A 24915-nucleotide genomic window follows, 5' to 3' on the forward strand; every position below is an offset into this window, starting at 1 on the left:
CCTGCCAGCAGGGCCCTGCGCCATCGGACCGGAAATGTCATGCGTGTTGCGTCCCCGCTTACGTGTCCTGAAGCGCGCCGCCGGCGTTTTCCATCGCGTCGCGCGTATCGACGTCGAGAACGGCCCCTGGCCCGATCTCGACATCGATGACGTTGGCCCCCTCGGCCTCAACGATATGCCTTGCGCCGGTGTCGCCCTGCAAGCCTGCAACCGCAGGAAACAGCGAACGGGGCAGCAGCACCGGATTGCCGCGCCGGCCTTCGTGAGTGGCGCGCAAGATCGGGCGGCCGCCGGCTGCCTTGAACGCGTCGACCATGCGGTCGAGGTCGTCGGTGGTGATGCCCGGCATGTCTGCGAGCACGATCAAGGCGCCCGCAATATCGGCCGGCAGCGCTGCAATCCCCGCCTTGAGCGACGACGATAGGCCGGTCGCATAGTCCGGATTGTGGACGAATTTCACGTCGAGCCCGGCAAGGACCGCCTCGACACGCTCGCGTTCATGGCCGGTCACGACGACGGTAACCGCCGCGTGGCTCGCCACCGCGCGCTCGGCGGTGCGACGGATCAGCGGCCGGTCGCCGAACAGCGCCATGAGCTTGTTGGGGCCGCCCATGCGACTGGAGCGGCCGGCGGCAAGCACCACCACGCCAACCCGCACAGGCGCCGGCTTTTCGCGCGCCTCGCGCGGCTGCGGTCGCGTCGGGATTTCCATCAGAAGGCCGCCCACCCCCATGCCGGCGATGTCCATGGCTGAGACGGGGAGGCCTGCGATGACGCGGTCCAGAACCCAGTCGAAACCGTTTTCCTTGGGGCTGCGGGCACAACCCGGCGCGCCGATGACAGGCTTGCCGTCGATCTCGCCGATCACCAGGAGGTTGCCCGGATCGACCGGCATGCCGGCGCGAATGACCTGTCCGCCGGCCTTGGCGATCGCGGCCGGGATGACGTCCTCGAAATCGCACATGGCCGAGGCGCCGAACACCAGGACCATGTCGTTGTCGCGCACCAGCGCCTCAACCGCCTCGGCCACCGGCGCAGTCTCGTGCGGCGTGCGCCGCTCCTCCGTGATCTCGCTTCGCGAGCGCGCCAGACGCTCGACCGTGATCGCGGAGGTCTTGTCGAGCACGCTGTCCTTGATTCCAGGCAGAACTGTCTGGATCATGCCCACGCGCAGCGCGCGGAACGGTTTTATGGCAAAGGCCTCGCGCCCCGTGCACAGCGCCACCACCTGCTCCACCAGTTCGCCGGCGACGGCGAAGGGGATGATCTTCACGGTGGCGACCATCTGCCCGGCCTGCATCTCGGCATAATCAGGCACAGTGGCCAGCGTTATCGCCGGATCGACGGCGTTGACCGCATCGACGAGCGCCTTGTCGACCGTGAAGACGCCTGCCGCTTCCGCGTGGAGATTGACACGGCCGGTCGCCGCCGGCTTGACCTCGATGTTGCGAATGGAAAGCGCCCGGGCAATGCGCGCGGCAGCGCGATCCTCGCCCAGATCGCCCGGATCGAGCGTGGCGACGACGAGTTCGCGAATCCCATCGGCCTTCAGGAAGGCGATGTCGTCGGCCCCCAGCAAATGCGCCTTGCGAAACCGCCGACCGCCGGCAGTCAGCGAATGCGCCAGCACTGCCCCTTCTGCCTGATCAATGGGAACGGCTCCAAATCTCACGCCGCCTCCCCCTTCGGCTGCCTCGCCTCTCCGCGCGAGCGGAAGGCGCGGATGACCTGTGCAAGGACGGCAACCGCGATCTCTGCGGGACTGGCCGCGCCGATATCGAGACCGATGGGCGCATGGATCCTGCCTATCTCCTCGGCGGAAGCCCCTGCGGCCATCAGGCGCTCGACCCGCCTGGCATGGGTCTTGCGGCTGCCCAGTGCGCCGACATAGAAGCAGCCGGCCTCGAGCGCCGCCTTCAGCGCGAAATCGTCAATCTTGGGGTCATGCGTCAGCGCGGCCAGCGCCGTGTAGCTGTCGAGCGGGCGCGTCTTCAGCACATCTTCCGGCCATTCGGCGAACAGGGGGGCATCCGGAAAACGCTCCGGCGTTGCAAACGCTGTGCGCGGGTCGATGATCTCCAGCGGAAAGCCGGCCACCTCCGCCATGGGCGCCAGCGCCTGGCTGATGTGAACCGCGCCGATCACCACCAGACGCGGCTGCGGCAGATGCACGTTGAGGAAAAAACTACGCCCTTCCGCCTCGATCACGCGCGAAGTGCCGATGCGGAAAGCCTCGGCAACGGCGGTGCCGAGTTCGCCCGCAACCACATCGCCTTCCCGCACGAGACGGTCGCGGCCATCGCCCAGATCGGTCACCAGCATCGCAGCCCGGCGGGCGCGGCGTTCGGCGTTCAGCTTCTTGAGATGCAGCGGGTCCATGGCTCAGCCCAGCCGCTCGACATAGACGCGGATGCGCCCGCCGCAGGAAAGCCCTACGCGCCAGGCGGTCTCGTCTGCCACACCGAATTCGAGCATCCTTGGCTTGCCGGTCTCGATCACGTCGGCGGCCTCGGCGATCACCGCCCCTTCGACACATCCGCCCGAAACCGATCCCTGGAAATTGCCCTCGGAATCGATGACCAGATGGCTGCCCACCGGGCGCGGCGCCGAGCCCCAGGTCTCCACCACGGTCGCGACGGCAACTTCCCTGCCGTCCTTCATCCAGCCTTCCGCGATGATCAGCGGATCACGGCTTTCATCCAGATGTGCTGTGTTTTCCATGACGGCTCCTCCGCATAGAATATGGTCACGCCGCCCGGGGTCTGCCAATCCTCAGCCAGCGGCGCGGGTCGACATCTGCATCCGTCCTTCTATCCAAGGAAGCGCAGAGATCGGCCAACGCGTCAAGGTTGTGCACCGGCCGGAACTCGTCCACATGCGGCAGCATGGCCCGCACCCCACGCGCCCGCGCCTCAAAACCGTCGAAGCGCAGCAGCGGGTTCAGCCAGATCAGCCGCCGGCAGGAGCGGTGCAGCCGCGCCATCTCCTCCGAGAGCCCTGCCACGTCGTCGCGTTCCAGCCCGTCGGTGATCAAGAGCACGACAGCGCCCTGCCCCAGCACCCGGCGCGACCACAGCCGATTGAACTCGCGCAGCGTGTCGCCGATGCGCGTGCCGCCCGACCAATCCTGCACGGCCGCCGAGCAATCGGCCAGCGCCGCGTCGGGGTCGCGATGGCGCATCTGGCGGGTCAGGTTGGTCAGCCGCGTGCCGAAGACGAAGGTGTGCACATGCCGCCGCTTCTCGGTCAGGGCGTGCAGGAAATGCAGGAAGATGCGCGTGTACTGGCTCATGGAGCCGGAAATGTCGGCCAGAACCACGATCGGTGGGTTGATTTCGCGCGGTGAGCGGAATTTCGGCAGGATGAGTTGGCCGCCGGTGCGCGCGGCCGAGCGCATCATGGCGCGCGGATCGGCGCGGCCGCGCATATCGGGCTGGAAGCGGCGCGTGCGCACAGTGTCAAACGGTAATTGCAGCGCCGCAATGGCGCGCTTGGCGTCGCTGATCTCGGCCGCCGTCATCTGCGCGAAATCCTTACCGCGCAGCACCTCGTTGCCCGAGACGGTGAAGCGCGCGTCGATCTCGAATTCCGGCATTTCGCGCGGCGGCTGGTTCTTCTCGTGGCCCTCGAACATCGCCTTGGCGACGCGGCTTTCGGCAGCACGCGGCTTCTGCTTCTCGCGATGATCAGGTGCGACGGGGGAGAACATGGCGATCATCTTCTCGATCAGCTCACGCGACTTCCAGAACAGGCGGAAGGCCTCGTCGAAGATGACGTGATCCTCGTGCCGAGTGACCAGCACCGCATGCAAGGTCCAGTAAAAGTCCTCGCGCGATCCGATGCCTGCCGCCAGCACCGCCTCGATGGCGTCCTTCACCGAGGCCGGGCCGACGCGCATGCCCGCCTTGCGCAGCGTGCGGGCGAAATAGACGATGTTGTCGGCAATGCGCCCGTCGGGTACGGCGACATTGGGGGCGGGGCGGAACTTGTCCATGGCCCCTACTCCGCGGCCGACAGCTCGGCCTTCACTTCCTGGAGGATGCGGCGGCCTTCGCCTTGCTGGATGCGCGCGATGTCGTCCTGGTATTTCAGGAGAACGCCAATCGTGTCCGACACAGTTTCGGGATCGAGCGCCACCTTGTCGAGTTCGGTCAGGGCGCTCGCCCAGTCGATGGTTTCTGCCACGCCCGGCGCCTTGAACAGCTCGACCTCGCGCAGCTTCTGGATGAAATTCACCACCTCGGCCGACAGGCGGCGGTTGGCATCGGGCACCTTGCGGCGCACGATCTCCAGCTCGCGCGCGGCGTCTGGATAATCGACCCAGTGATAAAGGCAGCGGCGCTTCAGCGCGTCGTGGATCTCGCGCGTGCGGTTAGAGGTGATGATGACGATCGGCGGCTCCTCGGCCTTGATCGTGCCAAGCTCGGGCACCGTCACCTGGAAATCGGACAGGATTTCGAGCAGGAAGGCCTCAAAAGCCTCGTCGGTGCGGTCAAGCTCATCGATCAGGAAGATCGGAGCAGCGCCCGCCTTGCCGGTCAGTGCGTCCAGCACCGGTCGGCGGATCAGGTATTTCTCGGAGAAGACGTTGCGCTCCATGTCGCGCCGGTCGACGTCGCCGGTCGCCTCCTCCATCCGGATTTCGATCATCTGGGCGGCGTAGTTCCACTCATAGACCGCGGAGGAAACGTCGAGCCCTTCATAGCATTGCAGGCGGATGAGACGGCGGCCGAGCCCGCTGGCGAGCACCTTGGCGATCTCGGTCTTGCCCACGCCCGCCTCGCCTTCGAGGAACAGCGGGCGCTGCATACGCAGGCTCAGGAACAGCACAGTGGCCAGCGCGCGGTCGGCGACGTAGTCGGCGCCAGCCAGCATCTCGAGTGTTTCGTCGATCGTGCGGGGTACCGGTCGCGCTGCCTCGGTCATTGCATCTCCAGTGGCCTCATCGGCCAAGCACGTGATAGCCGCGATCGTGGTAGATGAGCGGCCTGAAGTTATTGCTGAGGCGCAAGCCTGTCACCTTGCCAAAAAGCACACGATGGGTGGCCAGATCCTTGGTGTCGATCAGTTCGCAGTCGAACACCGTGAGCGCATCGATCAACGTCGGCGCGCCGCTGGCGATGATTTCCCACTCGCCCAGTGCAAAGCGCTCAGCGGTCGGCAGGCGGGTGATGCCCGAGAAGGCCGCCGCCAGTTCCTGATGATGAGCAGCCAGCGTGTTCAGCGCGAAATTGCCGTTCTTTACGAAGAGATCGTTGTTGGGATTCTCACGGTTCAGGCATACGAGGATCATGGGCGGATTGTCCGATACCGAGCAGGCCGCGATCACTGTCGCGCCGCGGCGCCCTGCCGGGCCGTCGGTTGTCACGACATGCACGGCGCCGGCAAAGTGGGCCATCGCGTCGCGATAGGCTTGCGGCTCGACATCGTATTTCTTCAGCACCAGAGAGAACCCCGCAATTATCAGATGCCCGGTATATATGAGCCTGACGCACGCCCCACAAGCAAGGCAGCTTGGGCCAGCCATGAAACTCAAGGAATTAGCTTGTTGCGGAAAAGCGGGGCAGCCGCTACCTCTTGCCCGGAATGACGCCGGCTATTGCTTGCCGGCCGCGGGGAAAGGCATGCGTATCGTAGGTTTCGTCATAGGCGCTTTGGCCGGCCTTCTGCTGGCCGGGTCGGCGTATGCCGAACAGCTGCGCCTTGGCGTGTCGGCCCCGCTCAGCGGCCCTTCGGCCATCCTCGGCGCGCAGGTCCGCCGCGGTGCCGAAGCCGCTGCCGGCGAAGACGGATCGGTTGCGCTCGAGGTTGCCGACGACGCCTGCACGGCAGAAGGCGGTGCCAAGGCCGCGAAACAATTTGTCGATGCCAAGGTGCAGGTGGCGGTCGGCTTTCTCTGCGGCGAAGCCATTGACGCGGCCATGCCGATCCTGAAAGACGCCGACATTCCTGTCATCACGGTGGGCGTGCGCACCGACAGCCTGACCGACCGCCGCGAAAAGACCGGCTGGCCGGTATTTCGTCTTGGCCCGCGCGCCGACAGCGAGCACGAAGCCGCCGGCCAGTTGCTGACGAGACTCTGGCGCAACGAGCTCTTTGCCGTCGTCGACGACGGCACCATCTATGGCCGCGAGCTGGCCGAGAGCTTTCGCGCTGCTGCCCAGCAGCAGGGGCTTAAGCCAGTCTTCAACGACACCTTCCGGCCGCAACTCGACAACCAGATCGGCCTCGTCGGGCGACTGCGCAAGGCTGACGCCACGCACATATTCGTCGGCGGCGACCGTGACGACATCGCCGTCATGGCACGCGACGCGCGCAAGATCGGTGCAAACATGGTGTTTGCCGGCGGCGAAGCGCTTCGTGCCGCTCCCGGCCAGGTCTCGCTGGCGGCCGGGACGCTGATGATCGCCCTGCCGGAATGGCAGGAAGTCGCCGACCCGGCCGTGGTTGCAAAGTTCAAAGCCGCCGACGTCGTTCCGGAAGGCTATGTCCTGCCCGCTTATGCGGCGGTCGAGGTCGCGCGTGTCGCGGTCGCCGATGCAGAGTCCGGCGACCTTAGCAAGGCGCTCACCGAGCACGACTTCCAGACCGCGATCGGCCAGATCAGGTTCGATGGCAAGGGCGATCTGAGCCAAAATCCTTATCGCGTGTTCCGCTACGACGGAGCGCGCTTCATCCCAGTGGAGGCACAATGAGCTTCAAGGCCGGCCCGCGCAACCTCATCACCGACGTCGCCGGACTGAGGATCGGCAACGCTTCGGATGAGCGCCTGAAATCCGGCGTCTCCGTGGTGCTCTGCGATGATCCTGCGGTGGCCAGCGTGCAGGTGCTGGGCGGCGCACCGGGCACGCGCGAGACCGACCTTCTGGAGCCGCACAATTCGGTCGAGGCAATCAATGCCGTGATGCTGTCGGGCGGTTCAGCTTTCGGGCTCGACGCCGCCTCCGGCGTGCAGGCGGCGCTGCGCGAGCGCGGCGTGGGCTTTGCGGTCGCCGACCAGCGCATCCCCATCGTGCCGGGCGCGATCCTGTTCGACCTGATCAATGGCGGCGACAAGAACTGGGGCCGCTTTCCGCCCTATCGCGAGCTTGGCTTCGAGGCGGTCCAGAACGCGGCGATCGATTTCGAGATCGGTACCGCCGGCGCCGGCACGGGCACACTGGTGGCCGGACTGAAGGGCGGCCTCGGCTCGGCTTCGACCGTGCTGGAAAGCGGTATCACCGTGGGCGCGCTCGTGGCGGTGAACGCGGTCGGCGCGGTCACGGTCGGCCGCAGCCGGCATTTCTGGGCTGCCCCCTTCGAGATCGGCGACGAATTCGGCGGGCTCGGCCTGCCCTCGCCCCTGCCCGAGGAGGCAACCAATATTGAGCTGAAGTTCCGCCACAAGCCAACAGCCGGCACCAACACCACCATCGGGGTCATTGCCACCGATGCGGTGCTGACCAAGGCGGCGGCCAAGCGACTCGCAATCTCCGCGCATGATGGCTATGCCCGTGCGATCTGGCCGGCCCATACGCCAATGGATGGCGACCTCATCTTTGGTCTCGCTACCGGAAAGAGCGGCATTGCGCCCGACCCCGACGACACGACCGACCTTTACGCTGCCGCCAGCGCCACGATGGCACGCGCCATCGCGCGGGCGATCTACGCGGCCAAGCCCGCGCCTGGCGACCTCATGCCGGTGTGGTCTTCACTGTCGAGCTGAGCGGCTGGTGGCCGTCCTCCTCCTCCTCGAAGGTCACGGCGACATTTGAGTTGGCCGACAGGCGCACCTTGTCGCCCTCGACCTCTGCCACGAGCGTCAGCGGAATATAGTGGTTGTGATGGCGGTGCGAACCCTGCCCGCTATCTAGCTTTGACAGCCTGATACGCTGGCGAACCACTGCGTCGACGGTGCCGACATGCACGCCATCGGCGCCGATGACCTCCATCTGCTCGCGTATCTGGTTGATGGCTTCTTCGCGCAATTGGTCGGCGGTAGTCACGGCGGTTTCCTCCCTTCGACGGGCTTGTCCGGATAACGCCCCGTGGCCGATTTGGATGCATATCTGCCGCCAGCTCGCGTTTGTTGGTATGCTCTGCGCATTGAGCAATGGGGCTCGGTCTGTTAGGAGCCCCCCATTCAACGCTTAACGGACAGCTCGACATGATCCCTCGCTATTCGCGCCCGGAAATGGTGGCCATCTGGTCGCCGGAAACCAAATTCCGCATCTGGTTCGAGATTGAGGCCTATGCCTGCGACGCGCTGGCCGAGATCGGCGTCATCCCCAAGGACGCGGCCAGGACCATCTGGGAAAAGGGTGGCGCGGCCAAGTTCGACGTGGCGCGCATCGACGAGATCGAAGCCGTCACCAAGCATGACGTGATCGCCTTCCTGACGCATCTGGCGGAATTCATCGGCCCAGACGCCCGCTTCGTGCACCAGGGCATGACCTCGTCGGACGTCCTCGACACCACGCTCAACATCCAGCTGGTGCGCGCGGCCGACCTCTTGCTGGCTGACATGGACCGCGTGCTCGCCGCGTTGAAGACCCGCGCCTTCGAGCACAAGGACACGATCCGCATCGGCCGCAGCCACGGCATCCATGCCGAGCCGACCACGATGGGCCTGACCTTTGCCCGCTTCTATGCCGAGATGTCGCGCAACCGGGCACGCCTGGTCGCGGCGCGCGCGGAAATCGCCACCGGCGCGATTTCGGGCGCGGTCGGCACCTTCGCCAATATCGACCCCTATGTTGAGGAATATGTCTGCGCCAAGCTCGGCCTCGCGCCCGAGCCTGTTTCCACGCAGGTCATCCCGCGCGACCGGCACGCCATGTTCTTCGCCACGCTCGGCGTCATCGCTTCCTCGATGGAAAACGTTGCCATCGAGATCCGTCACATGCAGCGCACCGAGGTGCTGGAGGCCGAAGAATTCTTCTCGCCCGGCCAGAAGGGCTCGTCGGCCATGCCGCACAAGCGCAATCCGGTGCTGACGGAAAACCTCACCGGCCTGGCCCGCCTCGTGCGCATGTCGGTAACCCCGGCGATGGAAAACGTGGCGCTCTGGCACGAGCGCGACATCAGCCATTCGAGCGTCGAGCGCGCCATCGGCCCCGACACCACCATCACCCTCGACTTCGCGCTGAACCGGCTCGCCGGCGTCATCGAGAAGCTGGTGATCTACCCGGACAATATGCTGAAGAACCTGAACAAGTTCCGGGGTCTGGTGCATTCGCAGCGCGTGCTCCTGGCGCTCACACAGGCCGGCGTCTCCCGCGAGGACGCCTATCGGCTCGTCCAGCGCAACGCCATGAAGGTTTGGGAAGAAGGCAAGGATTTCCTTGAGGAACTTCTGGGCGACCAGGAAGTCCGGGCCGCGCTTTCGGAAGAGGCGATCCGCGAAAAGTTCGACCTCGGCTACCACACCAAGCATGTCGACACGATCTTCAAGCGGGTGTTCGGGGAAAGCTGAAGCAAGCACCCAGGGCGGCTCGGGAGGGGAAACTAGGCGCCCCTCACCCGGCCTCCGGCGCGCTACGTTCCCGAACACCGGAGCACATTTCTGGAGGCATGGAATGAGCACTTTGACGCTGGCCAATGATCCGCTCGCCTCGGATGTCGTGATCTCCGACGACATGCTCCGTGTATTCCTCGAAGACGGGCGTGAACTTTCCGTGCCGCTCGAATGGTTTCCACGCCTGCGCGACGCTTCGGCGAGCGAGCAGCAGAACTGGCGGCTGATCGGGCACGGCGAAGGCATTCACTGGCCTGAGATTGACGAAGACATTTCCGTCGAGGGGCTCCTGGCCGGGCGCGGCGCGAAACGCCACGCTGCCTGAACGACCACCTACGCGGAAGGCACCGTCCTGATGACTGTGCCCCACGGGTCTTCCCGGGTATCACTCGCCTTGGCATTCGCCGAACGCATCTCGACCCAGCTCAAGCCGGTGCGGCCGGCGTCGCGCTTCCCCGCATGCGGGCTCTGCCACGAATTGGCGCCGATGTGGTGGTGATAGCCGCCTGATGACAGGAACACTGCCTGTCCGCCATACAACGCCACCGTGTCGAAGCCGAATTCCTTGTGCCACCAGGCCTCGGCTTCCTTCGGATCACCAACGCGCAGATGCACATGGCCGATCACGCTGTTTTCCGGCGCGCCCTTCCATTCGGCGTTGTCGGCCGGCACCGAAGCGAGCACGTCTGGCACATTCAGGCCGATGGTCGCCATTTCGACGTGCGGGCCGGTCCAGTTCCAGTTTTCGCGAGGACGATCGGCGTAGATCTCGATCCCGTTGCCTTCGGGGTCGGTCAGATACAGCGCCTCGCTGACCAGATGGTCCGATGCGCCGTCGACCGGAATGCGCTGGTCTATGGCATACCGGACCCAGCGGCCGAGATCGGCGCGCTCGGGCAGCAGGAAGGCGGTGTGGAACAGCCCGGCGCTGCGCGGATCGTCCGGCCTTGCCGCCGTATCGGCCTCGATGTCGAGCAGCGGCCGGTTTCCGGCGCCCAGCGTGATGACCGAGCCGTCCCGCGAAAGTTCATTAAGCCCGAGCACCGTGCGGTAGTAGGCCGCTAGTTTGTCGGCGTCCTTCGCCTTGAGGCCGACGCGGGAAACGCTGATCGGCGTGGTGGCGGCAAATGGCAGTTCGCTCATGTTCGGCTCCGTGTGGCCGGCACCCACCGTCGCCCCGAGGGCGATCAAGGCGGCGCTACCGACCAGTTTGCGTCGTGTCAGTTCCAAAGCAACTCTCCGGCCAACACGGCTGTTTCGTCATCTCATAAATCTGCGAGGATGATCGTTCACACAAGACGGCAAGCAGCGAACACCGCGTTCACCAATTCGACAGTTAACGGTGCTGTCGCAATTACCGATTGTACCAACCGGCGAAAAGCGGCGACGCATTGGCTGCCTATCTGATAGCTGTGGCAACAAAGATCGTATTCGAGTGCGCTTCATGAGCTCCGAGCAATCCCCCTCCCTGCGCCCGGCATGTCAAGGCGATGGCCGCGCCGTGTTCGATGTCACGCGCCTTTCCGTGCGCACGCTTGCGAGGAACCACTATTCCCCCGGGCAGATCGCCGCCTGGATGGGCGACCGCACCCCGGACTATTACGAAGCGCTTATTGCGAAAGGGCAGATGGTCGTCGCCGAGCAAAACGACAGGATTGTCGGTTTTGTTGACTCCGAGCCTGGAGAGGTCACCCGGCTGTTTCTTTTGGAGGAGGCAGCCGGTTCTGGCCTCGGCAAGCGGTTGCTCGAAATTGGCATAATGAATGCCCGCTTGGGGCACGACGGACCGATCCGGGTCGAGTCCACGATCAATGCCGAGGGCTTTTACCAGCGGCATGGCTTCCGCACGCTCAAAAGAGGTTTTTTCTCCCACGGTGTGGGCGGAGACCCGATCGAAATCGTGCACATGGAGTTGTAACGGGAAGGAGCTTTTGCACGCAGGGCCAGGGCTCGACCAAGTGGCGCCGTTCGTTCGAGCGCCTTGGAGGTTGCACCGCGGCAAACGCGTCGCTACATGCGCGGTCATGAAGGTCAAAGACGCAGATATCCTGATCGTTCCCGGCTACACCAATTCAGGGCCGGATCACTGGCAGAGCCGCTGGGAGGCAAAACTCTCAACGGCGCGGCGCGTGCAGCAAGCCGAATGGTCCAAGCCCGTGCGCGAGGACTGGGTCGAAGCCGTCGCAAAGGCGGTGAACGAGGCTGAAAAGCCGGTGGTGATCGTCGCCCATTCGCTCGGCGTGCCGACCGTCGTCCATGCTATCCCCCTGTTCGACAGGCCGGTTGCCGGTGCCTTTCTGGTCGCGCCGCCGGACGTCGCCAATCCCGCGATCCGGCCGAAGCATCTGATGACCTTTGGCCCCTACCCGCGCGACCCGTTGCCCTTTCCATCGGTCGTCGTATCGAGCAGCAACGATCCGTTCTGTTCACAGGAGATCGCGGCCGACATCGCCTCTGCATGGGGCTCGCACTTCATCCACGCGGGCGAGGCCGGCCACATCAACAGCGATGCCGGATACGGCCCATGGCCGGAAGGCTCCATGGCGTTCGCAAACTTCCTGACCCGCCTGCCGGGCTGAGGCGTGGCCCCGAAAGCCTTGCCTCAGTAACCGGTCGAACCGGAGGCCTTTGGCGGCTGCGACTGCTTCAGGCTGCCGCGTGCGGCGGCAAGCAGGTGTTCAGCGCCGAGCGCGATGTAGCGGTGCTCGGTGCCGAGCGCGAGGAAGCGATAGCCCATCTCCACGAAACGGCCGCTCATGGCCGCATTCACCACAAAGATGCCCGCGTGCTTGCCAGCTGCCTTGGCCCGTCCGGCGATGCGGGCCACGGTTTCCATCATGTCTTCCAGCTTGCCGTCCACCGTGGCACCTTCGGTCCAGGCTATGGAGAAGTCGGCGGGGCCGACGAAGATGCCGTCGATGCCGGGCGTTTCAAGGATGCCGTCCAGCGCATCCAGCGCCGCCCGCGTCTCGATCATGGCGAAGGAAACGGTAGCTGCGTTGCTTTCCCGCAGCCACGCGACCGGGTCCTTGCTGCCGGCGCGAGGTGCGGCGAAGCTCGGCCCCCAGGAGCGTTCGCCGACTGGCGGATACTTCATTGCCGCCGCGAAGCGACGGGCTTCGTCCACCGAATTGACCATCGGTGCAATCACCGCTTCCGCGCCGAAGTCCAGCGCGCGGCTGGCCATCTCGAAGCGCCCGACCGGAATGCGCACAACCGGATGGCGGTCGGCGCGCATCACCGGGACGATGCTGCGCAGGATGCTGTCCTCGTGGTGGCCGCCGTGCTGCATGTCGAGCGTGACTGCATCGAAGCCCTGCGCGGCGACTATCTCGACCGTCAGCGCGTCCGGGACACCGGACCAGGCAGTAAGCAGCGTTTCGCCGGCATTCAGGCGGGATGCGAGGGTCATGGGCAACTCCTTGAATCTGCCGCCATCTGATCCGGAAACTGCCTGCAAGGCAAAGAAAAACCGCCCGGCTTGCGGGCGGTTCGTTGGTCCAGTGCCGAATGACCTCAGCTCTGCCTGATCTGTGCCGCGGCAGTCGCGAGCATTTCGTCCATGGTGCGACGGATCTGATGGTCAGACTGTTCCACGCCAGCGGCATCGAAATCGCGGCGGATCTTGCGGAACACGTCGTGATCGCCCGCTTCCTCGATGTCCGCCACCACCACTTCCTTGGCGTAGGCCTCGGCTTCGGCTCCCGTCTTGCCGAGCTTTTCGGCAGCCCAGAGACCGAGCATCTTGTTGCGCCGCGCCGTAGCCTTGAACCGCAACTCCTCATCCATGACGAACTTCTTTTCGAAGCCCTCTTCGCGGTCCTTCATACTGGTCATGCGCAATTCCTCCGAGTCAATGCCGATTCGCCACAAACTATATGGGTTGGGTCAACAGAAACCGAAAGCGGTTTTCGGGTCAATATGGACACCCGGATGCCGCACTGCGGCATTTCGCTTGCGAAAGCGGTTGATCGCGAAGATTTGTTGATTGAGCAAACGGCGCGTTTGGGATAGAGACCGCCTTGAAACCCCAACCGCCGCGCGATTGCCGGCGAGATGCAGGGAGCGGCAAGAGCCGTACGCCCTTGAATTCAGAGAACAACGAGATGAAACATCGCCGCCGCATCTATGAAGGCAAGGCCAAGATCCTTTATGAAGGACCCGAGCCGGGCACGCTGATCCAGTTCTTCAAGGACGACGCCACCGCCTTCAACAAAAAGAAGCACGACATTGTCGATGGCAAGGGCGTGCTGAACAACCGCATCTCCGAGCACATCTTCACCCATCTCAACCGGATGGGCATCCCGACCCACTTCATCCGCCGCCTCAACATGCGTGAGCAGCTGATCAAGGAAGTCGAGATCATCCCGCTCGAGATCGTCGTGCGCAACATCGCCGCCGGCTCGCTGGCCAAGCGCCTCGGCATCGAGGAAGGCACCGTGCTGCCGCGCTCGATCATCGAGTTCTACTACAAGGCCGACGCACTCGACGACCCGATGGTGTCGGAAGAGCACATCACCGCCTTCGGCTGGGCAAGCCCGCAGGAAATCGACGACATCATGGCCCTCGCCATCCGCGTCAACGACTTCCTCTCCGGCCTGTTCCTCGGCGTCGGCATCCAGCTCGTCGACTTCAAGATCGAGTGCGGCCGCCTGTTCGAGGGCGACATGATGCGCATCGTCGTCGCCGACGAGATCTCGCCCGACAGCTGCCGCCTGTGGGACGTCAACACCCAGGACAAGCTCGACAAGGACCGCTTCCGCCGCGACATGGGCGGGCTCGTCGAAGCCTACCAGGAAGTGGCCCGCCGGCTCGGCATCATGAACGAAAACGAGCCGCCGCGCCCCACCGGCCCGGTCCTCGTAAAGCACTGAAGCAAATCCTCGGGCGCGTCCAAAAACGCGCCCGAACAACTTTTAGTCGACTTCCCGGAGTGAAATGCCCGTGATCAAGGCCCGCGTAACCGTCACCCTCAAGAACGGCGTGCTCGACCCGCAAGGCAAGGCGATCGAACATGCGCTCGGCAGCCTCGGCTTCGAAGGCGTCGGACAGGTTCGCCAGGGCAAGGTGTTCGACATCGAGATCGAAGGCACCGACGCCGCCAAGGCCGAAGCCGACCTCAAGGCCATGTGCGACAAGCTTCTGGCGAACACGGTCATCGAGAACTATAGTGTGTCCATAACCTGAGGTTGAAGCCGGAGGGTGTAGTGGCTGAAGCTACGAATGATCTGATCCTGGAAATACTGAAGAGTCTTCAGGGCGACGTACGTCTGCTGAAGGATGGACAAAGCGAGATCAAGCAAGAATTGATCTCCATCCGCGGCCACATAATCTCGATGCAGAGCGACATCAGCAATATCTACGGCATTCTCGCCCGCCATGACGATCGCCTCGATCGCATAGAACGCCGTCTCGAACTGCGCGAACTCGCCGAAACGCAAAGGCCTTACGAACCGAAATGAAATCCGCCGTCGTCGTCCTCCCCGGCCTCAATCGCGACCGCGACATGATCGCGGCGCTGACCAAGATTTCGGGCACCGCCCCCGTCACCATCTGGCAGACCGACACCGAAATCCCCGATGTCGACCTGATCGTCATCCCCGGCGGCTTCTCCTATGGCGACTATCTGCGCTGCGGCGCCATCGCCGCCCGCATGCCGGTCATGCGCGCCGTGGCTGAAAAGGCCGCCAAGGGCGTTCAAGTCATCGGCGTCTGCAACGGTTTCCAGATCCTGGTCGAATCCGGCCTGCTGCCCGGCGCCCTGATGCGCAACACGTCGCTGAAATTCGTCTGCCGCGAGGTGAAGCTGCAGGTGGCCAACGCCAACACGGCCTTCACCCATCGCTACACGCCGGGCCAGATCATCCGCTGCCCGGTCGCGCATCACGACGGCAACTATTTCGCCGACGCCGAGACGCTGGCGCGCATCGAGGGCCAGGGCCAGGTGGTGTTCCGCTATGCCGAGGGCACCAACCCCAACGGCTCGATCAATGACATCGCCGGCATCGTCAACGACAAGGGCAATGTGCTGGGCCTGATGCCGCACCCCGAAAACCTGATCGAACCGGCCCATGGCGGCACGGACGGCCGCGGGCTTTTCGAAAGCGTCCTTGGCGGCGCACGCCAGCGCGAACTGGCCGACGCTTGAGGTCAGGGCGAAGCTTGCTTCGCCTTTTCCTATATCCTCCCCCCACAATCGAAGATTCGAAAAGGCGAGTGCTCGCGGCATGAAGAAACTCTGCATGGCTACGGCCGCCCTTGCCTCGCTGCTTGCTTTGGGTGCCTGCCAGTCCGGCTCGAAGTCGTCGGCTCCGGTCAGCAACTCCGGCAAAAGCGCCTCGCTGCGGGCGATGGAGCAGGTTGCGATCGCCGCGCACAGATGCTGGTTCGCCAGTAAGGACCCGGCATTCAAGCCCTATCGCATGGCCAACGAGCTGAACGCGTTCGGCGGCACGCCGCGCTTCCTGCTGGTTCCGGCCAACAACTACGGCGGACTGCCCCTGCTGGTCGTGCAGGCGCGCGGCAATTCCGGCCGGGTCGAGCATTTCGGTCCGCTGACGTCAGAGCCGCTCGGCGCGCGCATCAATGCCGACCTGCACCGCTGGTCGAGCGGCAGCAGCGACTGCGGCAGCGCGGCCTAAGCGGACGCTCGACGCCGTCGACGTGAAGCCTTCCTTTCCCTGATAGTGATATGCAAAAGGCCCGCCTGACGGCGGGCCTTCGCATTGATGGGTTCTCCCAGGCACAACAGCTATCGGGAGCTTGCCAGAGGGGGGGTAAATGCATGGAACGAATGGCGCCGGATGCGTACCGAAAAGCTACAGATGCAGGAGCCCATTGCGCATGACACGTGAACCCTTCGCCCTGGCGGGAACCGCATTTCATACGCCGGAGCGCGGCAAACTGGAGGTGCTCGATAACCACCTCTTCCTGATCGACACGCAAGGGCGGATCGCCGAGGTGCTCGCCCCCGACCACCCGGACCACGAAGGCAGGAAGCAGGCCGCACGACAGGCTGGCACGCTGGTCGAACTGGCGGAGGGGCAGTATCTGCTGCCAGGCCTGATCGACCTCCACATCCACGCCCCGCAATGGCCCCATATGGGCAAGGCGCTGGATGTGCCGCTGGAGGTCTGGCTACAAAAATACACGTTTCCGCTCGAAGCCCGTTTTGCCGACGTAGACTTCGCCCGCGAGGTCTATGCCGAGCTGGTCGAAAATCTACTCGCCAACGGAACGACTACCGCGCTCTACTTCGCGACAGTGCATACGCCGGCCACGCTAGCGCTGGCCGAGATCTGCCTCGAGAAGGGCCAGAGGGCGCTGGTCGGCAAGGTGGTGATGGACGACCCGGACCAATGCCCGCCCTTCTACCGCGATGCCGATGCCGAGAGCGCCGTGGCCGACACCAGGCAGTTCATCGAGGCCGTCAGGGCCATCGACCAAGGCGAAAGGCCCCTGGTTCAGCCGGTCATCACCCCCCGTTTCATTCCCAGCTGTACGGATGCGGCGCTGCAGGGACTGGGCGAACTCGCGCAGGAATATGGCTGCCACGTGCAGACGCATTGCTCGGAAAGCGACTGGGCGAACGAATATGTAAGATCACGCCACGGCAAGACGGATGCATCGAGCCTCGACTGCTTCGGTCTCCTCACGCGGCATACGATCCTGGCGCACTCCAACTTCATCACGCCGGAGGACATGGGCCTGATACAGGACAGGGGCGCGGGCGTCGCCCACTGCCCCCTTTCGAACTTCTATTTCGCCAACGCCGTGTTCCCCCTCCGGGCGGCGCTGGACCGCGGCATGCATGTCGGTCTGGGCACGGATGTTTCCGGCGGCTACAGCCCCTCGCTTTTCGACGGGTGCCGGCATGCGCTCTCGGCATCCCGGGCGTTGCAAAGCGGGGTTCATGCGAGCCTCCCCCCGCATGAGCGCGGCGCGCAAGGCGATCCGATCTCGCATCACGAAGCGTTCTGGCTTGCGACCGCCGGCGGTGCTGAAGCGCTGGACCTACCCACCGGCAGATTCCGCGCGGGCCATGAGTTCGATGCCCTGCTCATCGATACAAAGGTGGCGGCTTCCAATGTCCGCATCCGCACGGAGGACGACACGCTGGAAGACGCTTTCCAGAAGATCGTGTTGAATGCGACGCGCGCAAACATTACTTCGGTGTGGGTGAACGGCCGCAACGTCGTCCGCCAGTAGAGTGCGGCTCGCCGGGTGAACCAGCGGACGACATCGCTTTTTGCAACGGTCCAATGCGGCGCTATGCAGCTTTTCGTGCTGTTTCTTGTGCTGTGCGTCATTGCGATCCTTGCAGATCGAGGCGTTTCGGGGTTTAGGAAGGGCCGAAGCCGAACTGACCGGAAAAGGCCCCCCGACCATGACCATTTCCAACACCGTGAAAATCACGGACGAGCTGATCGCATCGCACGGGCTAAAGCCCGACGAATACCAGCGCATCCTAGAGCTTGTCGGGCGCGAGCCGACCTTCACAGAGCTCGGCATCTTCTCCGCCATGTGGAACGAGCACTGCTCGTATAAATCCTCGAAGAAATGGCTGCGCACCCTGCCCACCAAGGGCGACGTCGTCATCCAGGGCCCGGGCGAGAATGCCGGCGTGGTCGATATCGGCGACGGCGACTGCGTGGTCTTCAAGATGGAGAGCCACAACCACCCCTCCTACATCGAGCCCTATCAGGGCGCGGCGACCGGCGTTGGCGGCATCCTGCGCGATGTCTTCACCATGGGCGCGCGCCCCGTGGCGGCCATGAACGCGCTGCGCTTCGGCGCGCCCGACCATCCCAAGACCAGGCATCTGGTGGCGGGCGTCGTGGCAGGCGTTGGCGGCTACGGCAATGCCTTCGGTGTGCCGACCGTGGGTGGCGAGGTCAATTTCGACCCGCGCTACAACGGCAACATTCTGGTCAATGCCTTTGCGGCCGGCCTCGCCAAGACCGACGGCATCTTCCTCTCCAAGGCCGAGGGTGTGGGCCTGCCGGTTGTCTATCTCGGCGCCAAGACCGGTCGCGACGGTGTCGGCGGCGCGACCATGGCGTCTGCCGAATTCGGCGACGACATCGAGGAAAAGCGCCCGACCGTGCAGGTGGGCGATCCCTTCACCGAAAAGTGTCTGCTGGAAGCCTGCCTCGAACTCATGGCCTCGGGCGCGGTTATCGCGATCCAGGACATGGGTGCCGCCGGTCTCACCTGCTCGGCCGTCGAGATGGGCGCCAAGGGCGATCTCGGCATCGAGCTCGACCTCGACATGGTGCCGGTGCGCGAAGAGCGCATGACCGCCTACGAGATGATGCTCTCCGAAAGCCAGGAGCGCATGCTGATGGTGCTGCGCCCCGAAAAGGAGGAAGAGGCCGAGGGTATCTTCCGCAAATGGGGGCTCGACTTCGCCATTGTCGGCAAAACCACCGACGACCTCCGCTTCCGCGTGCTGCATCAGGGCGAGGAAGTCGCCAACCTGCCGATCAAGGAACTCGGCGACGAGGCGCCCGAATATGACCGCCCCTGGGTCGAGCCCAAGAAGCACGAGCCGCTGGCCAAGGACGACGTTCCGCAGGCCGACGTGGCCGATGCGCTGCTCAAGCTGCTGGGCAGCGCAAACATGTCGAGCCGCCGCTGGGTGTGGGAACAGTATGACACCCTGATCCAGGGCAACTCTCTGCAGCTTCCCGGCGGCGATGCCGGCGTGGTGCGCGTGGAAGGCCACGCGACCAAGGCGCTCGCCTTCTCGTCGGACGTAACGCCGCGCTATTGCGAGGCCGATCCCTATGAGGGCGGCAAGCAGGCCGTGGCCGAATGCTGGCGCAACCTGACCGCCACCGGCGCCGAGCCGCTGGCCGCCACCGACAACCTCAATTTCGGCAATCCCGAGCGCCCCGAGATCATGGGCCAGTTCGCCAAGGCCGTCACCGGCATCGGCGACGCCTGCCGCGCGCTCGGCTTCCCGATCGTTTCGGGCAACGTCTCGCTCTACAACGAGACCAACGGCCAGGGCATCCTGCCCACGCCCACCATCGGCGGCGTCGGCCTGATCCGCGACTGGTCGAAGATGGCACGCATTGGCTTTGCCGCCGAAGGCGAAGCCATCCTGCTCGTCGGCGCGCCGGCCTCCTGGGGTACGCATCTTGCGCAGTCGGTCTATATGCGAGACATCCACGGCCGCACCGACGGCCCGCCGCCGGCGGTCGACCTGGAGCACGAGAAGAAGGTTGGCGATTTCGTCCGCGCGCTGATCGCCGACGGCATCGCGGCTGCCGTGCACGACCTCTCCGACGGCGGCCTTGCGGTTGGTTTGGCGGAAATGGCCATGGCGTCCAGTATTGGTGCAACAGTCAACAAATTGAATGACTTGTCGCCGATTCCCGTCTTCTTTGGCGAAGATCAGGGCCGCTATTTGCTGACGATCCCGCGTGAGCGCGTCGACTGGTTCTTCGCGGAGCGCCTCAAGGATACGGGCGTTTCCGCTGAGTGGATCGGCACCACGGGTGGTACCGAATTGAAGCTGGGCGATGCTCGCGCAATTGCCGTCTCGGCGATGCGCGAGGCCCACGAATCGTGGTTCCCGCAATTCATGGACGCCTGATCGTCAACGCGCGATGTTCTGTCCGGTAGAGCATCGCGCGACGATTGACCTTGTTCCCTGCAACGGCCATATCTGAAGGAGTGAGATTGGAGACTCCTTCATGGCAATGGACGCACACGACATCGAAAAGCTGATCAAGGACGGCATCCCCGATGCCAAGGTCACGATCCGCGACCTTGCCGGCGATGGCGACCATTATGCTGCCGAGGTCGTGGCCGAGAGCTTCCGCGGCAAGAGCCGCGTCCAGCAGCACCAGATGGTCTATGAGGCCCTGAAAGGCAACATGGGTGGCGTGCTGCACGCGCTGGCCCTGCAGACCAGCGCACCTGAATAAGCTCTACTGCTTGGCAAAGACCGCCAGGATCGGCCCCACCGGATAAGCGCCGCCAATGATCATGTCCTTCCCATTCGACAGCGCCGAGATCGCGCCGTCGAAATAGAGGGCGTTCGGGCAGGCAAGCGCATCGCGGAACAGACGGCCGAAGCTTCCGAAACTTACCGGCTGGCGGGAAATCGCCAGCACCACCGTTTGCGGGTCGCGCACGCCCACGCCGTTGCGGATGTAACGCGACGAGCCGTTTTCCTCGAAGCGAGGGTGCAACTGGCCGTCGATAACAAGCAGCGGCCCCGACTGCGTGGCGAAGGCGTCGGCAGGCGGGGCCGCGGCATAGGCGCCCGATTCGGTGATAGCGGCGGTACCATCCGCGCGAACGCTGAAGACGCCATTCGGCTTCATGAAGAAATTGCCGATGCCGCTCGACAGGTCGATCGGGCTGGTCTGTCGCCCGTCTTCGACCAGCAGGCCGACCGCGGACAAATCTTCGTGATACATGCCCGCGTTCATGGACAGGAGCGGCTGCCTGCCCTGCCCGCTCATCGCCGCATCGAAGTTTCTGAGGGAGCGGTAAGGCTTGCCCTCGGCGCCCTTGTGGAACAGGCCGATGTCGTAACTGCGCAGGTCGATCTCGCACACGATATGGTCCGTGCCTTCGAAGCTCAAATCACGACAAGGCGCCGGAAGGGCCACCGCAACCTGGGGTCCAACGACGGGGCGCACGGGCTTGCGCTTTGGCCAGAAGGCGACCACCGCGAGGCATCCCAGAACGAGCAGCGCGGTCCCCAGGATCGTCGAGCGCTTGGTGAGGCGTGAGGTGGTGCGGCGCAAGGTCTTCTCGTCGGTTTTCGCGTTGCTGGCACAAGCCGCTGTTGCCACCATTGTCAGGGCTCGACCTTGTCTCACCTAGCCAATGGGGTTATTTGAAGGACGAATATCACGGCCCTGCACGTGCGGGCGATGAAAGGCAAATCATTATGAGCGCTATCAAGGATTTCATCGACAACGAGGTCAAGAACAACGACGTCGTCCTGTTCATGAAGGGTACGCCCGGCTTTCCGCAGTGCGGTTTTTCGGGCCAGGTCGTCCAGATTCTCGACTATGTCGGCGTCGACTACAAGGGCATTGACGTGCTCACCTCGATGGAACTGCGCCAAGGCATCAAGGACTACTCCAACTGGCCGACGATCCCCCAGCTCTACGTCAAGGGCGAGTTCGTCGGCGGTTGCGACATCGTGCGCGAAATGTTCCAGGCTGGCGAATTGCAGACTCTTTTTGAAGGTAAGGGCGTAGCCACCAGGGCCGCATAAAGGCCCAACCAACGGCAGCCGTTCCGGCATTCAGTCGGGACTTCCAGGAAAGGCGCCGGTCGCTCCGGCGCCTTATTGGCGTTTCGACAGGATGACAGAATGGACGCAACGACGACAATCCAAGAACCGCGCCTGCAAGGCATGGGCAAGGTCGAGTTCATCGCCCTCATGGCGATGCTGATGGCGCTCAACGCGCTGGCAATCGACATCATGTTGCCCGGCCTGCAGGAGATCGGCGCCAGTCTCGGCGTCGAAAGCGAAAACCACCGGCAATATGTGATTTCGGCCTATGTGCTCGGTTTCGCCTTTGCGCAGCTCGCCTACGGCCCGCTATCCGACCGCTTCGGCCGACGCCTGCCTCTGCTGGTTGGACTAGGCATCTACTTCGCCGCGGCGATTGGGGCCGTGTTCGTGCCGACGTTCAGCGCCCTTTTGCTGATGCGCGTCATCCACGGCATCGGCTCGGCCGCCACCCGCGTCATCAGCGTTTCGATCATCCGCGATGTCTTCGGCGGCCGCAAGATGGCCGAGGTGATGTCGCTGGTGATGATGGTGTTCATGATCGTGCCGGTTGTCGCACCAGGCACGGGCCAGATCATCATGCTCTTCGGCGAGTGGCACTACATCTTCGTCTTCATGGCCGCGATGGCGCTGATCGTGACCGGCTGGCTCTATCTGCGCCTTCCCGAGACGCTCGACCCGGCCGACATGCGGCCATTCACGCCGAGCTCGATCCTGCGCGGCTTCGGCATCGTGCTCGGCAACCGCGTGGCCCTTTGCTACACGCTGGCCAGCGCCTTCCTTTTCGGCGCGCTGTTCGGGTTCATCAATTCAGCGCAGCAGATCTATGTCGGCATCTATGATCTGGGCACGATGTTCCCGGTGGCCTTTGCTGCCGTGGCCCTGTTCATGGCGCTGTCGTCGTTCCTCAACTCTCGCCTCGTCGTCCGCTTCGGCATGCGCAGGCTGTCGCATGGCGCGCTGCTTGGCTTCATGGCGGTCAGCGCCGTCTGGTTCGCGGTGTCGCTTTTCGGCGTCATCCCCTTCCCGCTCTTCCTGCTGCTGTTCGCGCTGGCCATGTTCCAGTTCGGCCTCATCGGCTCGAACTTCAATGCGCTGGCCATGGAGCCACTGGGGCATGTGGCCGGCACGGCGTCGTCAGTGCTCGGCTTCATGGGCACGGCCGGCGGCGGGGCCATCGGTGCGCTGATCGGCCAGGCCTTCGACGGCACGACAACGCCGCTCGGCGCCGGGTTCTTTGCCGTCTCCATAATCGGGCTGATCTTCGTGCTGATCGCGGAGAAGGGCCGGCTGTTCCAGCCCCACAACAAGCCGGTCTAGACGGCTTTACTCGCCTTCCGGCTTCATCAGGCCGGCGAAATCGAACAGGTTGCGGTCGAGCAGATGGCTCGGCCGCACATTGGTCAGCGCGCGGATCATGGTGTCCTTGCGGCCGGGCATACGCCGTTCGATATCATCCAGCATGGCCTTCATGGCGTTGCGCTGAAGGCCTTCCTGGCTGCCGCAGAGGTCGCAGGGGATGATCGGAAACTGCATCGCCTCGGCGAACTTCTCCATGTCCGCTTCCGCGCAATAGCTCAGTGGGCGCAGCACCAGCATGTCGCCCTCGTCGTTGAGCAGCTTGGGCGGCATTGCGGCGAGCCGGCCGCCGTGGAACAGGTTCATGAAGAAGGTTTCGAGGATGTCCTCGCGATGGTGCCCCAGCACCAGCGCCGAGCACCCCTCCTCGCGGGCGATGCGATAGAGGTGGCCGCGCCGGAGGCGCGAGCAGAGCGAGCAGTAGGTCTTGCCCTCGTCGATCTTGTCGGTGACGATCGAATAGGTGTCCTGGTACTCGATGCGGTGCTCGATGCCGTGCTTATTCAAGAAGTCCGGCAGGATGTGCTTTGGAAAGTGCGGCTGGCCCTGGTCGAGATTGCAGGCCAGAAGCTCCACCGGCAGGAAGCCGCGCCACTTCAGGTCCAGCAGCAGCGCCAGCAGGCCATAGGAATCCTTGCCACCGGACAGCGCCACAAGCCAGCGTTCGCCGGGCTTGACCATGGAAAAGTCTTCCAACGCCTGGCGCGTCTGGCGTAACAGCCGTTTGCGCAGCTTGTTGAACTCCACGCCCGACGGCGTGTCGCGGAACATGGGGTGGCAGGCATCGCCTTCCAGATCGGCGATCGGTTCCGGCATCATGTTCATGGCGGTGTCATCCTGCTTCGATTGATGCGCACGGAATAAAACAACGCCGGGCCGAGGGCAACGGGCAAAGAAAAGGCCGCCTCGAGGGCGGCCTTTCCAGGAAATTCGATCTTTGCGACCGGATTAACGCGAATAGAATTCGACGACCAGGTTCGGTTCCATCTGCACGGCGAACGGAACGTCCGACAGGCCCGGAACGCGCTGGAAGGTGGCGACCATCTTGTTGTGATCGGCTTCGATGTATTCCGGCACGTCGCGCTCGGCGAGCGAGACCGATTCCAGAACGATCGCCAGCTGCTTCGACTTCTCGCGAACCTCGATCACGTCGCCGGCCTTGCAGCGATACGAGCCGATGTTGACGCGGCGGCCGTTGACGTTGATGTGGCCGTGGTTGACGAACTGGCGGGCGGCGAAGATCGTCGGAACGAACTTGGCGCGGTAGACGATCGCGTCCAGGCGCGACTCCAGCAGGCCGATCAGATTTTCCGGCGTGTCGCCCTTGCGGCGGTTCGCCTCGTCATAGGTCTTGCGGAACTGCTTTTCCGAAATGTCGCCGTAGTGGCCCTTCAGCTTCTGCTTGGCGCGCAGCTGCAGACCGAAGTCCGACAGCTTGCCCTTGCGGCGCTGGCCGTGCTGGCCGGGGCCGTATTCGCGCTTGTTGACCGGGGACTTCGGACGGCCCCAGATGTTTTCGCCAAGACGGCGGTCAATCTTGTATTTTGCGGATTCGCGCTTGCTCATCGCATTCCCTTTCAAACAAATATGCCCGGAACCTCGTGTTCCGAGCGAAGGAAACGCGCCCTCCTCTGGCCTCCGTTTTCGAGACCTGACAGGATCTTCCGCGCAAAGCTGGCGGAAAAACCCACGGGACACGTAAGCCGCGCATCGCTGCGCGGTTGGCGGGTGGATAGGCGAGCACGCGCCGAAAGTCAACGGATTTAACCGGCTCTACAATTCAAGAGTAGCG

Annotated in this window: 29 protein-coding genes; 16 read left to right on the forward strand and 13 right to left on the reverse strand. The window is 64.0% G+C overall.

Features of this window, described 5'->3' with window-relative positions; all coding sequences use genetic code 11:
• Positions 1-58 precede the first annotated feature (58 nt).
• Genes ABLE85_RS04585 through ABLE85_RS04610 form a run of 6 tightly spaced genes read right to left on the reverse strand, consistent with a single transcriptional unit; the run spans position 59 to position 5443 of the window.
• Entirely contained in the window at positions 59-1672 is a 1614-nt protein-coding gene (locus ABLE85_RS04585; protein WP_348791531.1) for a molybdopterin-binding/glycosyltransferase family 2 protein, read from the reverse strand.
• Positions 1669-2379: an XdhC family protein gene (locus tag ABLE85_RS04590; protein WP_348791532.1), complete on the reverse strand. Its 711-nt coding sequence runs from the start codon at positions 2377-2379 to the stop codon at positions 1669-1671. The genes ABLE85_RS04585 and ABLE85_RS04590 overlap by 4 nt, the downstream gene beginning before the upstream one ends.
• Positions 2380-2382: 3 nt before the next feature.
• Positions 2383-2721, reverse strand: a complete 339-nt coding sequence (locus ABLE85_RS04595; RefSeq protein WP_348791533.1) for an XdhC family protein — start codon at positions 2719-2721, stop codon at positions 2383-2385.
• Between the two features lie 25 nt (positions 2722-2746).
• Positions 2747-3994 carry a VWA domain-containing protein gene (locus ABLE85_RS04600; RefSeq protein ID WP_348791534.1) on the reverse strand — a complete coding sequence of 416 codons (1248 nt, stop codon included), beginning with the start codon at positions 3992-3994 and terminating at the stop codon, positions 2747-2749.
• A gap of 5 nt (positions 3995-3999) precedes the next feature.
• Positions 4000-4926 (reverse strand): MoxR family ATPase, encoded by a 927-nt coding sequence (locus ABLE85_RS04605; protein WP_348791535.1) that lies wholly within the window; start codon positions 4924-4926, stop codon positions 4000-4002.
• Between the two features lie 16 nt (positions 4927-4942).
• Positions 4943-5443 carry a flavin reductase gene (locus ABLE85_RS04610; protein WP_348791536.1) on the reverse strand — a complete coding sequence of 167 codons (501 nt, stop codon included), beginning with the start codon at positions 5441-5443 and terminating at the stop codon, positions 4943-4945.
• 181 nt (positions 5444-5624) lie between these two features.
• On the opposite strand from ABLE85_RS04610, the gene ABLE85_RS04615 reads away from it, so the two are divergent.
• Positions 5625-6695 carry a branched-chain amino acid ABC transporter substrate-binding protein gene (locus tag ABLE85_RS04615; protein ID WP_348791537.1) on the forward strand — a complete coding sequence of 357 codons (1071 nt, stop codon included), beginning with the start codon at positions 5625-5627 and terminating at the stop codon, positions 6693-6695.
• Positions 6692-7705: a P1 family peptidase gene (locus ABLE85_RS04620; protein ID WP_348791538.1), complete on the forward strand. Its 1014-nt coding sequence runs from the start codon at positions 6692-6694 to the stop codon at positions 7703-7705. Before ABLE85_RS04615 ends, ABLE85_RS04620 begins: the two co-directional genes overlap by 4 nt.
• Here the strand turns inward: ABLE85_RS04620 and ABLE85_RS04625 are convergent.
• Positions 7674-7931 (reverse strand): DUF2171 domain-containing protein, encoded by a 258-nt coding sequence (locus ABLE85_RS04625; RefSeq protein WP_348792103.1) that lies wholly within the window; start codon positions 7929-7931, stop codon positions 7674-7676. The two genes, ABLE85_RS04620 and ABLE85_RS04625, sit on opposite strands and share 32 nt — an antisense overlap.
• Before the next feature lie 215 nt (positions 7932-8146).
• Between ABLE85_RS04625 and purB the strand changes: the two genes are divergently transcribed.
• Both purB and ABLE85_RS04635 read left to right on the forward strand, forming a co-directional pair.
• Positions 8147-9454, forward strand: a complete 1308-nt coding sequence (purB, locus tag ABLE85_RS04630) for an adenylosuccinate lyase (RefSeq protein WP_348791539.1) — start codon at positions 8147-8149, stop codon at positions 9452-9454.
• Between the two features lie 103 nt (positions 9455-9557).
• Positions 9558-9821: a DUF2442 domain-containing protein gene (locus ABLE85_RS04635; protein ID WP_348791540.1), complete on the forward strand. Its 264-nt coding sequence runs from the start codon at positions 9558-9560 to the stop codon at positions 9819-9821.
• An 8-nt stretch (positions 9822-9829) separates the two neighbouring features.
• On the opposite strand, the gene ABLE85_RS04640 is transcribed toward ABLE85_RS04635, so the two are convergent.
• Positions 9830-10639: a VOC family protein gene (locus ABLE85_RS04640; RefSeq protein WP_348791541.1), complete on the reverse strand. Its 810-nt coding sequence runs from the start codon at positions 10637-10639 to the stop codon at positions 9830-9832.
• Between the two features lie 301 nt (positions 10640-10940).
• On the opposite strand from ABLE85_RS04640, the gene ABLE85_RS04645 reads away from it, so the two are divergent.
• Both ABLE85_RS04645 and ABLE85_RS04650 read left to right on the forward strand, forming a co-directional pair.
• Entirely contained in the window at positions 10941-11414 is a 474-nt protein-coding gene (locus tag ABLE85_RS04645) for a GNAT family N-acetyltransferase (RefSeq protein WP_348791542.1), read from the forward strand.
• 106 nt (positions 11415-11520) lie between these two features.
• Positions 11521-12075, forward strand: a complete 555-nt coding sequence (locus ABLE85_RS04650) for an alpha/beta hydrolase (protein ID WP_348791543.1) — start codon at positions 11521-11523, stop codon at positions 12073-12075.
• A gap of 23 nt (positions 12076-12098) precedes the next feature.
• On the opposite strand, the gene ABLE85_RS04655 is transcribed toward ABLE85_RS04650, so the two are convergent.
• Both ABLE85_RS04655 and ABLE85_RS04660 read right to left on the reverse strand, forming a co-directional pair.
• Positions 12099-12908, reverse strand: a complete 810-nt coding sequence (locus ABLE85_RS04655) for an HpcH/HpaI aldolase/citrate lyase family protein (RefSeq protein WP_348791544.1) — start codon at positions 12906-12908, stop codon at positions 12099-12101.
• A gap of 104 nt (positions 12909-13012) precedes the next feature.
• A complete protein-coding gene (locus tag ABLE85_RS04660; protein ID WP_348791545.1) occupies positions 13013-13333 on the reverse strand; it encodes a DUF1476 domain-containing protein in 321 nt (106 codons plus the stop codon).
• A 269-nt stretch (positions 13334-13602) separates the two neighbouring features.
• On the opposite strand from ABLE85_RS04660, the gene purC reads away from it, so the two are divergent.
• The 8 genes from purC to ABLE85_RS04700 all read left to right on the forward strand — a co-directional run bounded on the left by purC (position 13603) and on the right by ABLE85_RS04700 (position 20433).
• A complete protein-coding gene (gene purC / locus ABLE85_RS04665) occupies positions 13603-14370 on the forward strand; it encodes a phosphoribosylaminoimidazolesuccinocarboxamide synthase (protein ID WP_348791546.1) in 768 nt (255 codons plus the stop codon).
• A gap of 70 nt (positions 14371-14440) precedes the next feature.
• Positions 14441-14683 carry a phosphoribosylformylglycinamidine synthase subunit PurS gene (gene purS, locus ABLE85_RS04670; RefSeq protein ID WP_348792104.1) on the forward strand — a complete coding sequence of 81 codons (243 nt, stop codon included), beginning with the start codon at positions 14441-14443 and terminating at the stop codon, positions 14681-14683.
• A 20-nt stretch (positions 14684-14703) separates the two neighbouring features.
• Positions 14704-14958 carry a hypothetical protein gene (locus tag ABLE85_RS04675; RefSeq protein WP_348791547.1) on the forward strand — a complete coding sequence of 85 codons (255 nt, stop codon included), beginning with the start codon at positions 14704-14706 and terminating at the stop codon, positions 14956-14958.
• The gene (gene purQ, locus ABLE85_RS04680) at positions 14955-15644 is read left to right on the forward strand and encodes a phosphoribosylformylglycinamidine synthase subunit PurQ (protein ID WP_348791548.1); all 690 of its coding nucleotides are present in this window, start codon (positions 14955-14957) and stop codon (positions 15642-15644) included. Before ABLE85_RS04675 ends, purQ begins: the two co-directional genes overlap by 4 nt.
• Before the next feature lie 79 nt (positions 15645-15723).
• Positions 15724-16137, forward strand: a complete 414-nt coding sequence (locus ABLE85_RS04685) for a hypothetical protein (RefSeq protein WP_348791549.1) — start codon at positions 15724-15726, stop codon at positions 16135-16137.
• Between the two features lie 202 nt (positions 16138-16339).
• On the forward strand, positions 16340-17704 hold the full coding sequence (gene guaD, locus ABLE85_RS04690; protein WP_348791550.1) for a guanine deaminase: 1365 nt from the start codon (positions 16340-16342) through the stop codon (positions 17702-17704).
• A 178-nt stretch (positions 17705-17882) separates the two neighbouring features.
• Positions 17883-20099, forward strand: coding sequence for a phosphoribosylformylglycinamidine synthase subunit PurL (gene purL, locus ABLE85_RS04695; RefSeq protein ID WP_348791551.1), 2217 nt, complete (start codon positions 17883-17885; stop codon positions 20097-20099).
• A gap of 100 nt (positions 20100-20199) precedes the next feature.
• A complete protein-coding gene (locus ABLE85_RS04700) occupies positions 20200-20433 on the forward strand; it encodes a BolA family transcriptional regulator (protein ID WP_348791552.1) in 234 nt (77 codons plus the stop codon).
• Positions 20434-20436: 3 nt separating this feature from the next.
• Here ABLE85_RS04700 and ABLE85_RS04705 read toward each other — a convergent pair whose 3' ends face one another.
• Positions 20437-21315 (reverse strand): phosphodiester glycosidase family protein, encoded by an 879-nt coding sequence (locus ABLE85_RS04705; protein ID WP_348791553.1) that lies wholly within the window; start codon positions 21313-21315, stop codon positions 20437-20439.
• Positions 21316-21410: 95 nt separating this feature from the next.
• On the opposite strand from ABLE85_RS04705, the gene grxD reads away from it, so the two are divergent.
• Positions 21411-21743: a Grx4 family monothiol glutaredoxin gene (grxD, locus tag ABLE85_RS04710; protein ID WP_348791554.1), complete on the forward strand. Its 333-nt coding sequence runs from the start codon at positions 21411-21413 to the stop codon at positions 21741-21743.
• Positions 21744-21884: 141 nt separating this feature from the next.
• The gene (locus ABLE85_RS04715) at positions 21885-23084 is read left to right on the forward strand and encodes a multidrug effflux MFS transporter (protein ID WP_348792105.1); all 1200 of its coding nucleotides are present in this window, start codon (positions 21885-21887) and stop codon (positions 23082-23084) included.
• Between the two features lie 6 nt (positions 23085-23090).
• On the opposite strand, the gene ttcA is transcribed toward ABLE85_RS04715, so the two are convergent.
• A complete protein-coding gene (ttcA, locus tag ABLE85_RS04720; RefSeq protein WP_348791555.1) occupies positions 23091-23948 on the reverse strand; it encodes a tRNA 2-thiocytidine(32) synthetase TtcA in 858 nt (285 codons plus the stop codon).
• Positions 23949-24071: 123 nt separating this feature from the next.
• Positions 24072-24689 carry a 30S ribosomal protein S4 gene (gene rpsD, locus ABLE85_RS04725; protein ID WP_348791556.1) on the reverse strand — a complete coding sequence of 206 codons (618 nt, stop codon included), beginning with the start codon at positions 24687-24689 and terminating at the stop codon, positions 24072-24074.
• Positions 24690-24915 lie beyond the last annotated feature (226 nt).

This window comes from Mesorhizobium sp. KR1-2 (assembly GCF_040045035.1).
Classification (GTDB): Bacteria; Pseudomonadota; Alphaproteobacteria; order Rhizobiales; family Rhizobiaceae; genus Pseudaminobacter.

Excerpts from the sequence above, each read along its gene's own strand:
- ABLE85_RS04650 (WP_348791543.1), top strand. The coding sequence starts at position 11,521 with ATGAAGGTCAAAGACGCAGATATCCTGATCGTTCCCGGCTACACCAAT.
- ABLE85_RS04635 (WP_348791540.1), top strand. The coding sequence starts at position 9,558 with ATGAGCACTTTGACGCTGGCCAATGATCCGCTCGCCTCGGATGTCGTG.
- rpsD (WP_348791556.1), bottom strand. The coding sequence starts at position 24,689 with ATGAGCAAGCGCGAATCCGCAAAATACAAGATTGACCGCCGTCTTGGC.
- guaD (WP_348791550.1), top strand. The coding sequence starts at position 16,340 with ATGACACGTGAACCCTTCGCCCTGGCGGGAACCGCATTTCATACGCCG.
- purB (WP_348791539.1), top strand. The coding sequence starts at position 8,147 with ATGATCCCTCGCTATTCGCGCCCGGAAATGGTGGCCATCTGGTCGCCG.
- ABLE85_RS04605 (WP_348791535.1), bottom strand. The coding sequence starts at position 4,926 with ATGACCGAGGCAGCGCGACCGGTACCCCGCACGATCGACGAAACACTC.
- ABLE85_RS04590 (WP_348791532.1), bottom strand. The coding sequence starts at position 2,379 with ATGGACCCGCTGCATCTCAAGAAGCTGAACGCCGAACGCCGCGCCCGC.
- ABLE85_RS04615 (WP_348791537.1), top strand. The coding sequence starts at position 5,625 with ATGCGTATCGTAGGTTTCGTCATAGGCGCTTTGGCCGGCCTTCTGCTG.
- ABLE85_RS04660 (WP_348791545.1), bottom strand. The coding sequence starts at position 13,333 with ATGACCAGTATGAAGGACCGCGAAGAGGGCTTCGAAAAGAAGTTCGTC.
- ttcA (WP_348791555.1), bottom strand. The coding sequence starts at position 23,948 with ATGAACATGATGCCGGAACCGATCGCCGATCTGGAAGGCGATGCCTGC.
- ABLE85_RS04600 (WP_348791534.1), bottom strand. The coding sequence starts at position 3,994 with ATGGACAAGTTCCGCCCCGCCCCCAATGTCGCCGTACCCGACGGGCGC.
- purL (WP_348791551.1), top strand. The coding sequence starts at position 17,883 with ATGACCATTTCCAACACCGTGAAAATCACGGACGAGCTGATCGCATCG.
- purQ (WP_348791548.1), top strand. The coding sequence starts at position 14,955 with ATGAAATCCGCCGTCGTCGTCCTCCCCGGCCTCAATCGCGACCGCGAC.
- ABLE85_RS04700 (WP_348791552.1), top strand. The coding sequence starts at position 20,200 with ATGGCAATGGACGCACACGACATCGAAAAGCTGATCAAGGACGGCATC.
- purC (WP_348791546.1), top strand. The coding sequence starts at position 13,603 with ATGAAACATCGCCGCCGCATCTATGAAGGCAAGGCCAAGATCCTTTAT.
- ABLE85_RS04705 (WP_348791553.1), bottom strand. The coding sequence starts at position 21,315 with ATGGTGGCAACAGCGGCTTGTGCCAGCAACGCGAAAACCGACGAGAAG.
- ABLE85_RS04625 (WP_348792103.1), bottom strand. The coding sequence starts at position 7,931 with ATGGAGGTCATCGGCGCCGATGGCGTGCATGTCGGCACCGTCGACGCA.
- ABLE85_RS04715 (WP_348792105.1), top strand. The coding sequence starts at position 21,885 with ATGGGCAAGGTCGAGTTCATCGCCCTCATGGCGATGCTGATGGCGCTC.
- ABLE85_RS04655 (WP_348791544.1), bottom strand. The coding sequence starts at position 12,908 with ATGACCCTCGCATCCCGCCTGAATGCCGGCGAAACGCTGCTTACTGCC.
- ABLE85_RS04645 (WP_348791542.1), top strand. The coding sequence starts at position 10,941 with ATGAGCTCCGAGCAATCCCCCTCCCTGCGCCCGGCATGTCAAGGCGAT.
- ABLE85_RS04620 (WP_348791538.1), top strand. The coding sequence starts at position 6,692 with ATGAGCTTCAAGGCCGGCCCGCGCAACCTCATCACCGACGTCGCCGGA.
- ABLE85_RS04595 (WP_348791533.1), bottom strand. The coding sequence starts at position 2,721 with ATGGAAAACACAGCACATCTGGATGAAAGCCGTGATCCGCTGATCATC.
- grxD (WP_348791554.1), top strand. The coding sequence starts at position 21,411 with ATGAGCGCTATCAAGGATTTCATCGACAACGAGGTCAAGAACAACGAC.
- ABLE85_RS04640 (WP_348791541.1), bottom strand. The coding sequence starts at position 10,639 with ATGAGCGAACTGCCATTTGCCGCCACCACGCCGATCAGCGTTTCCCGC.
- ABLE85_RS04685 (WP_348791549.1), top strand. The coding sequence starts at position 15,724 with ATGAAGAAACTCTGCATGGCTACGGCCGCCCTTGCCTCGCTGCTTGCT.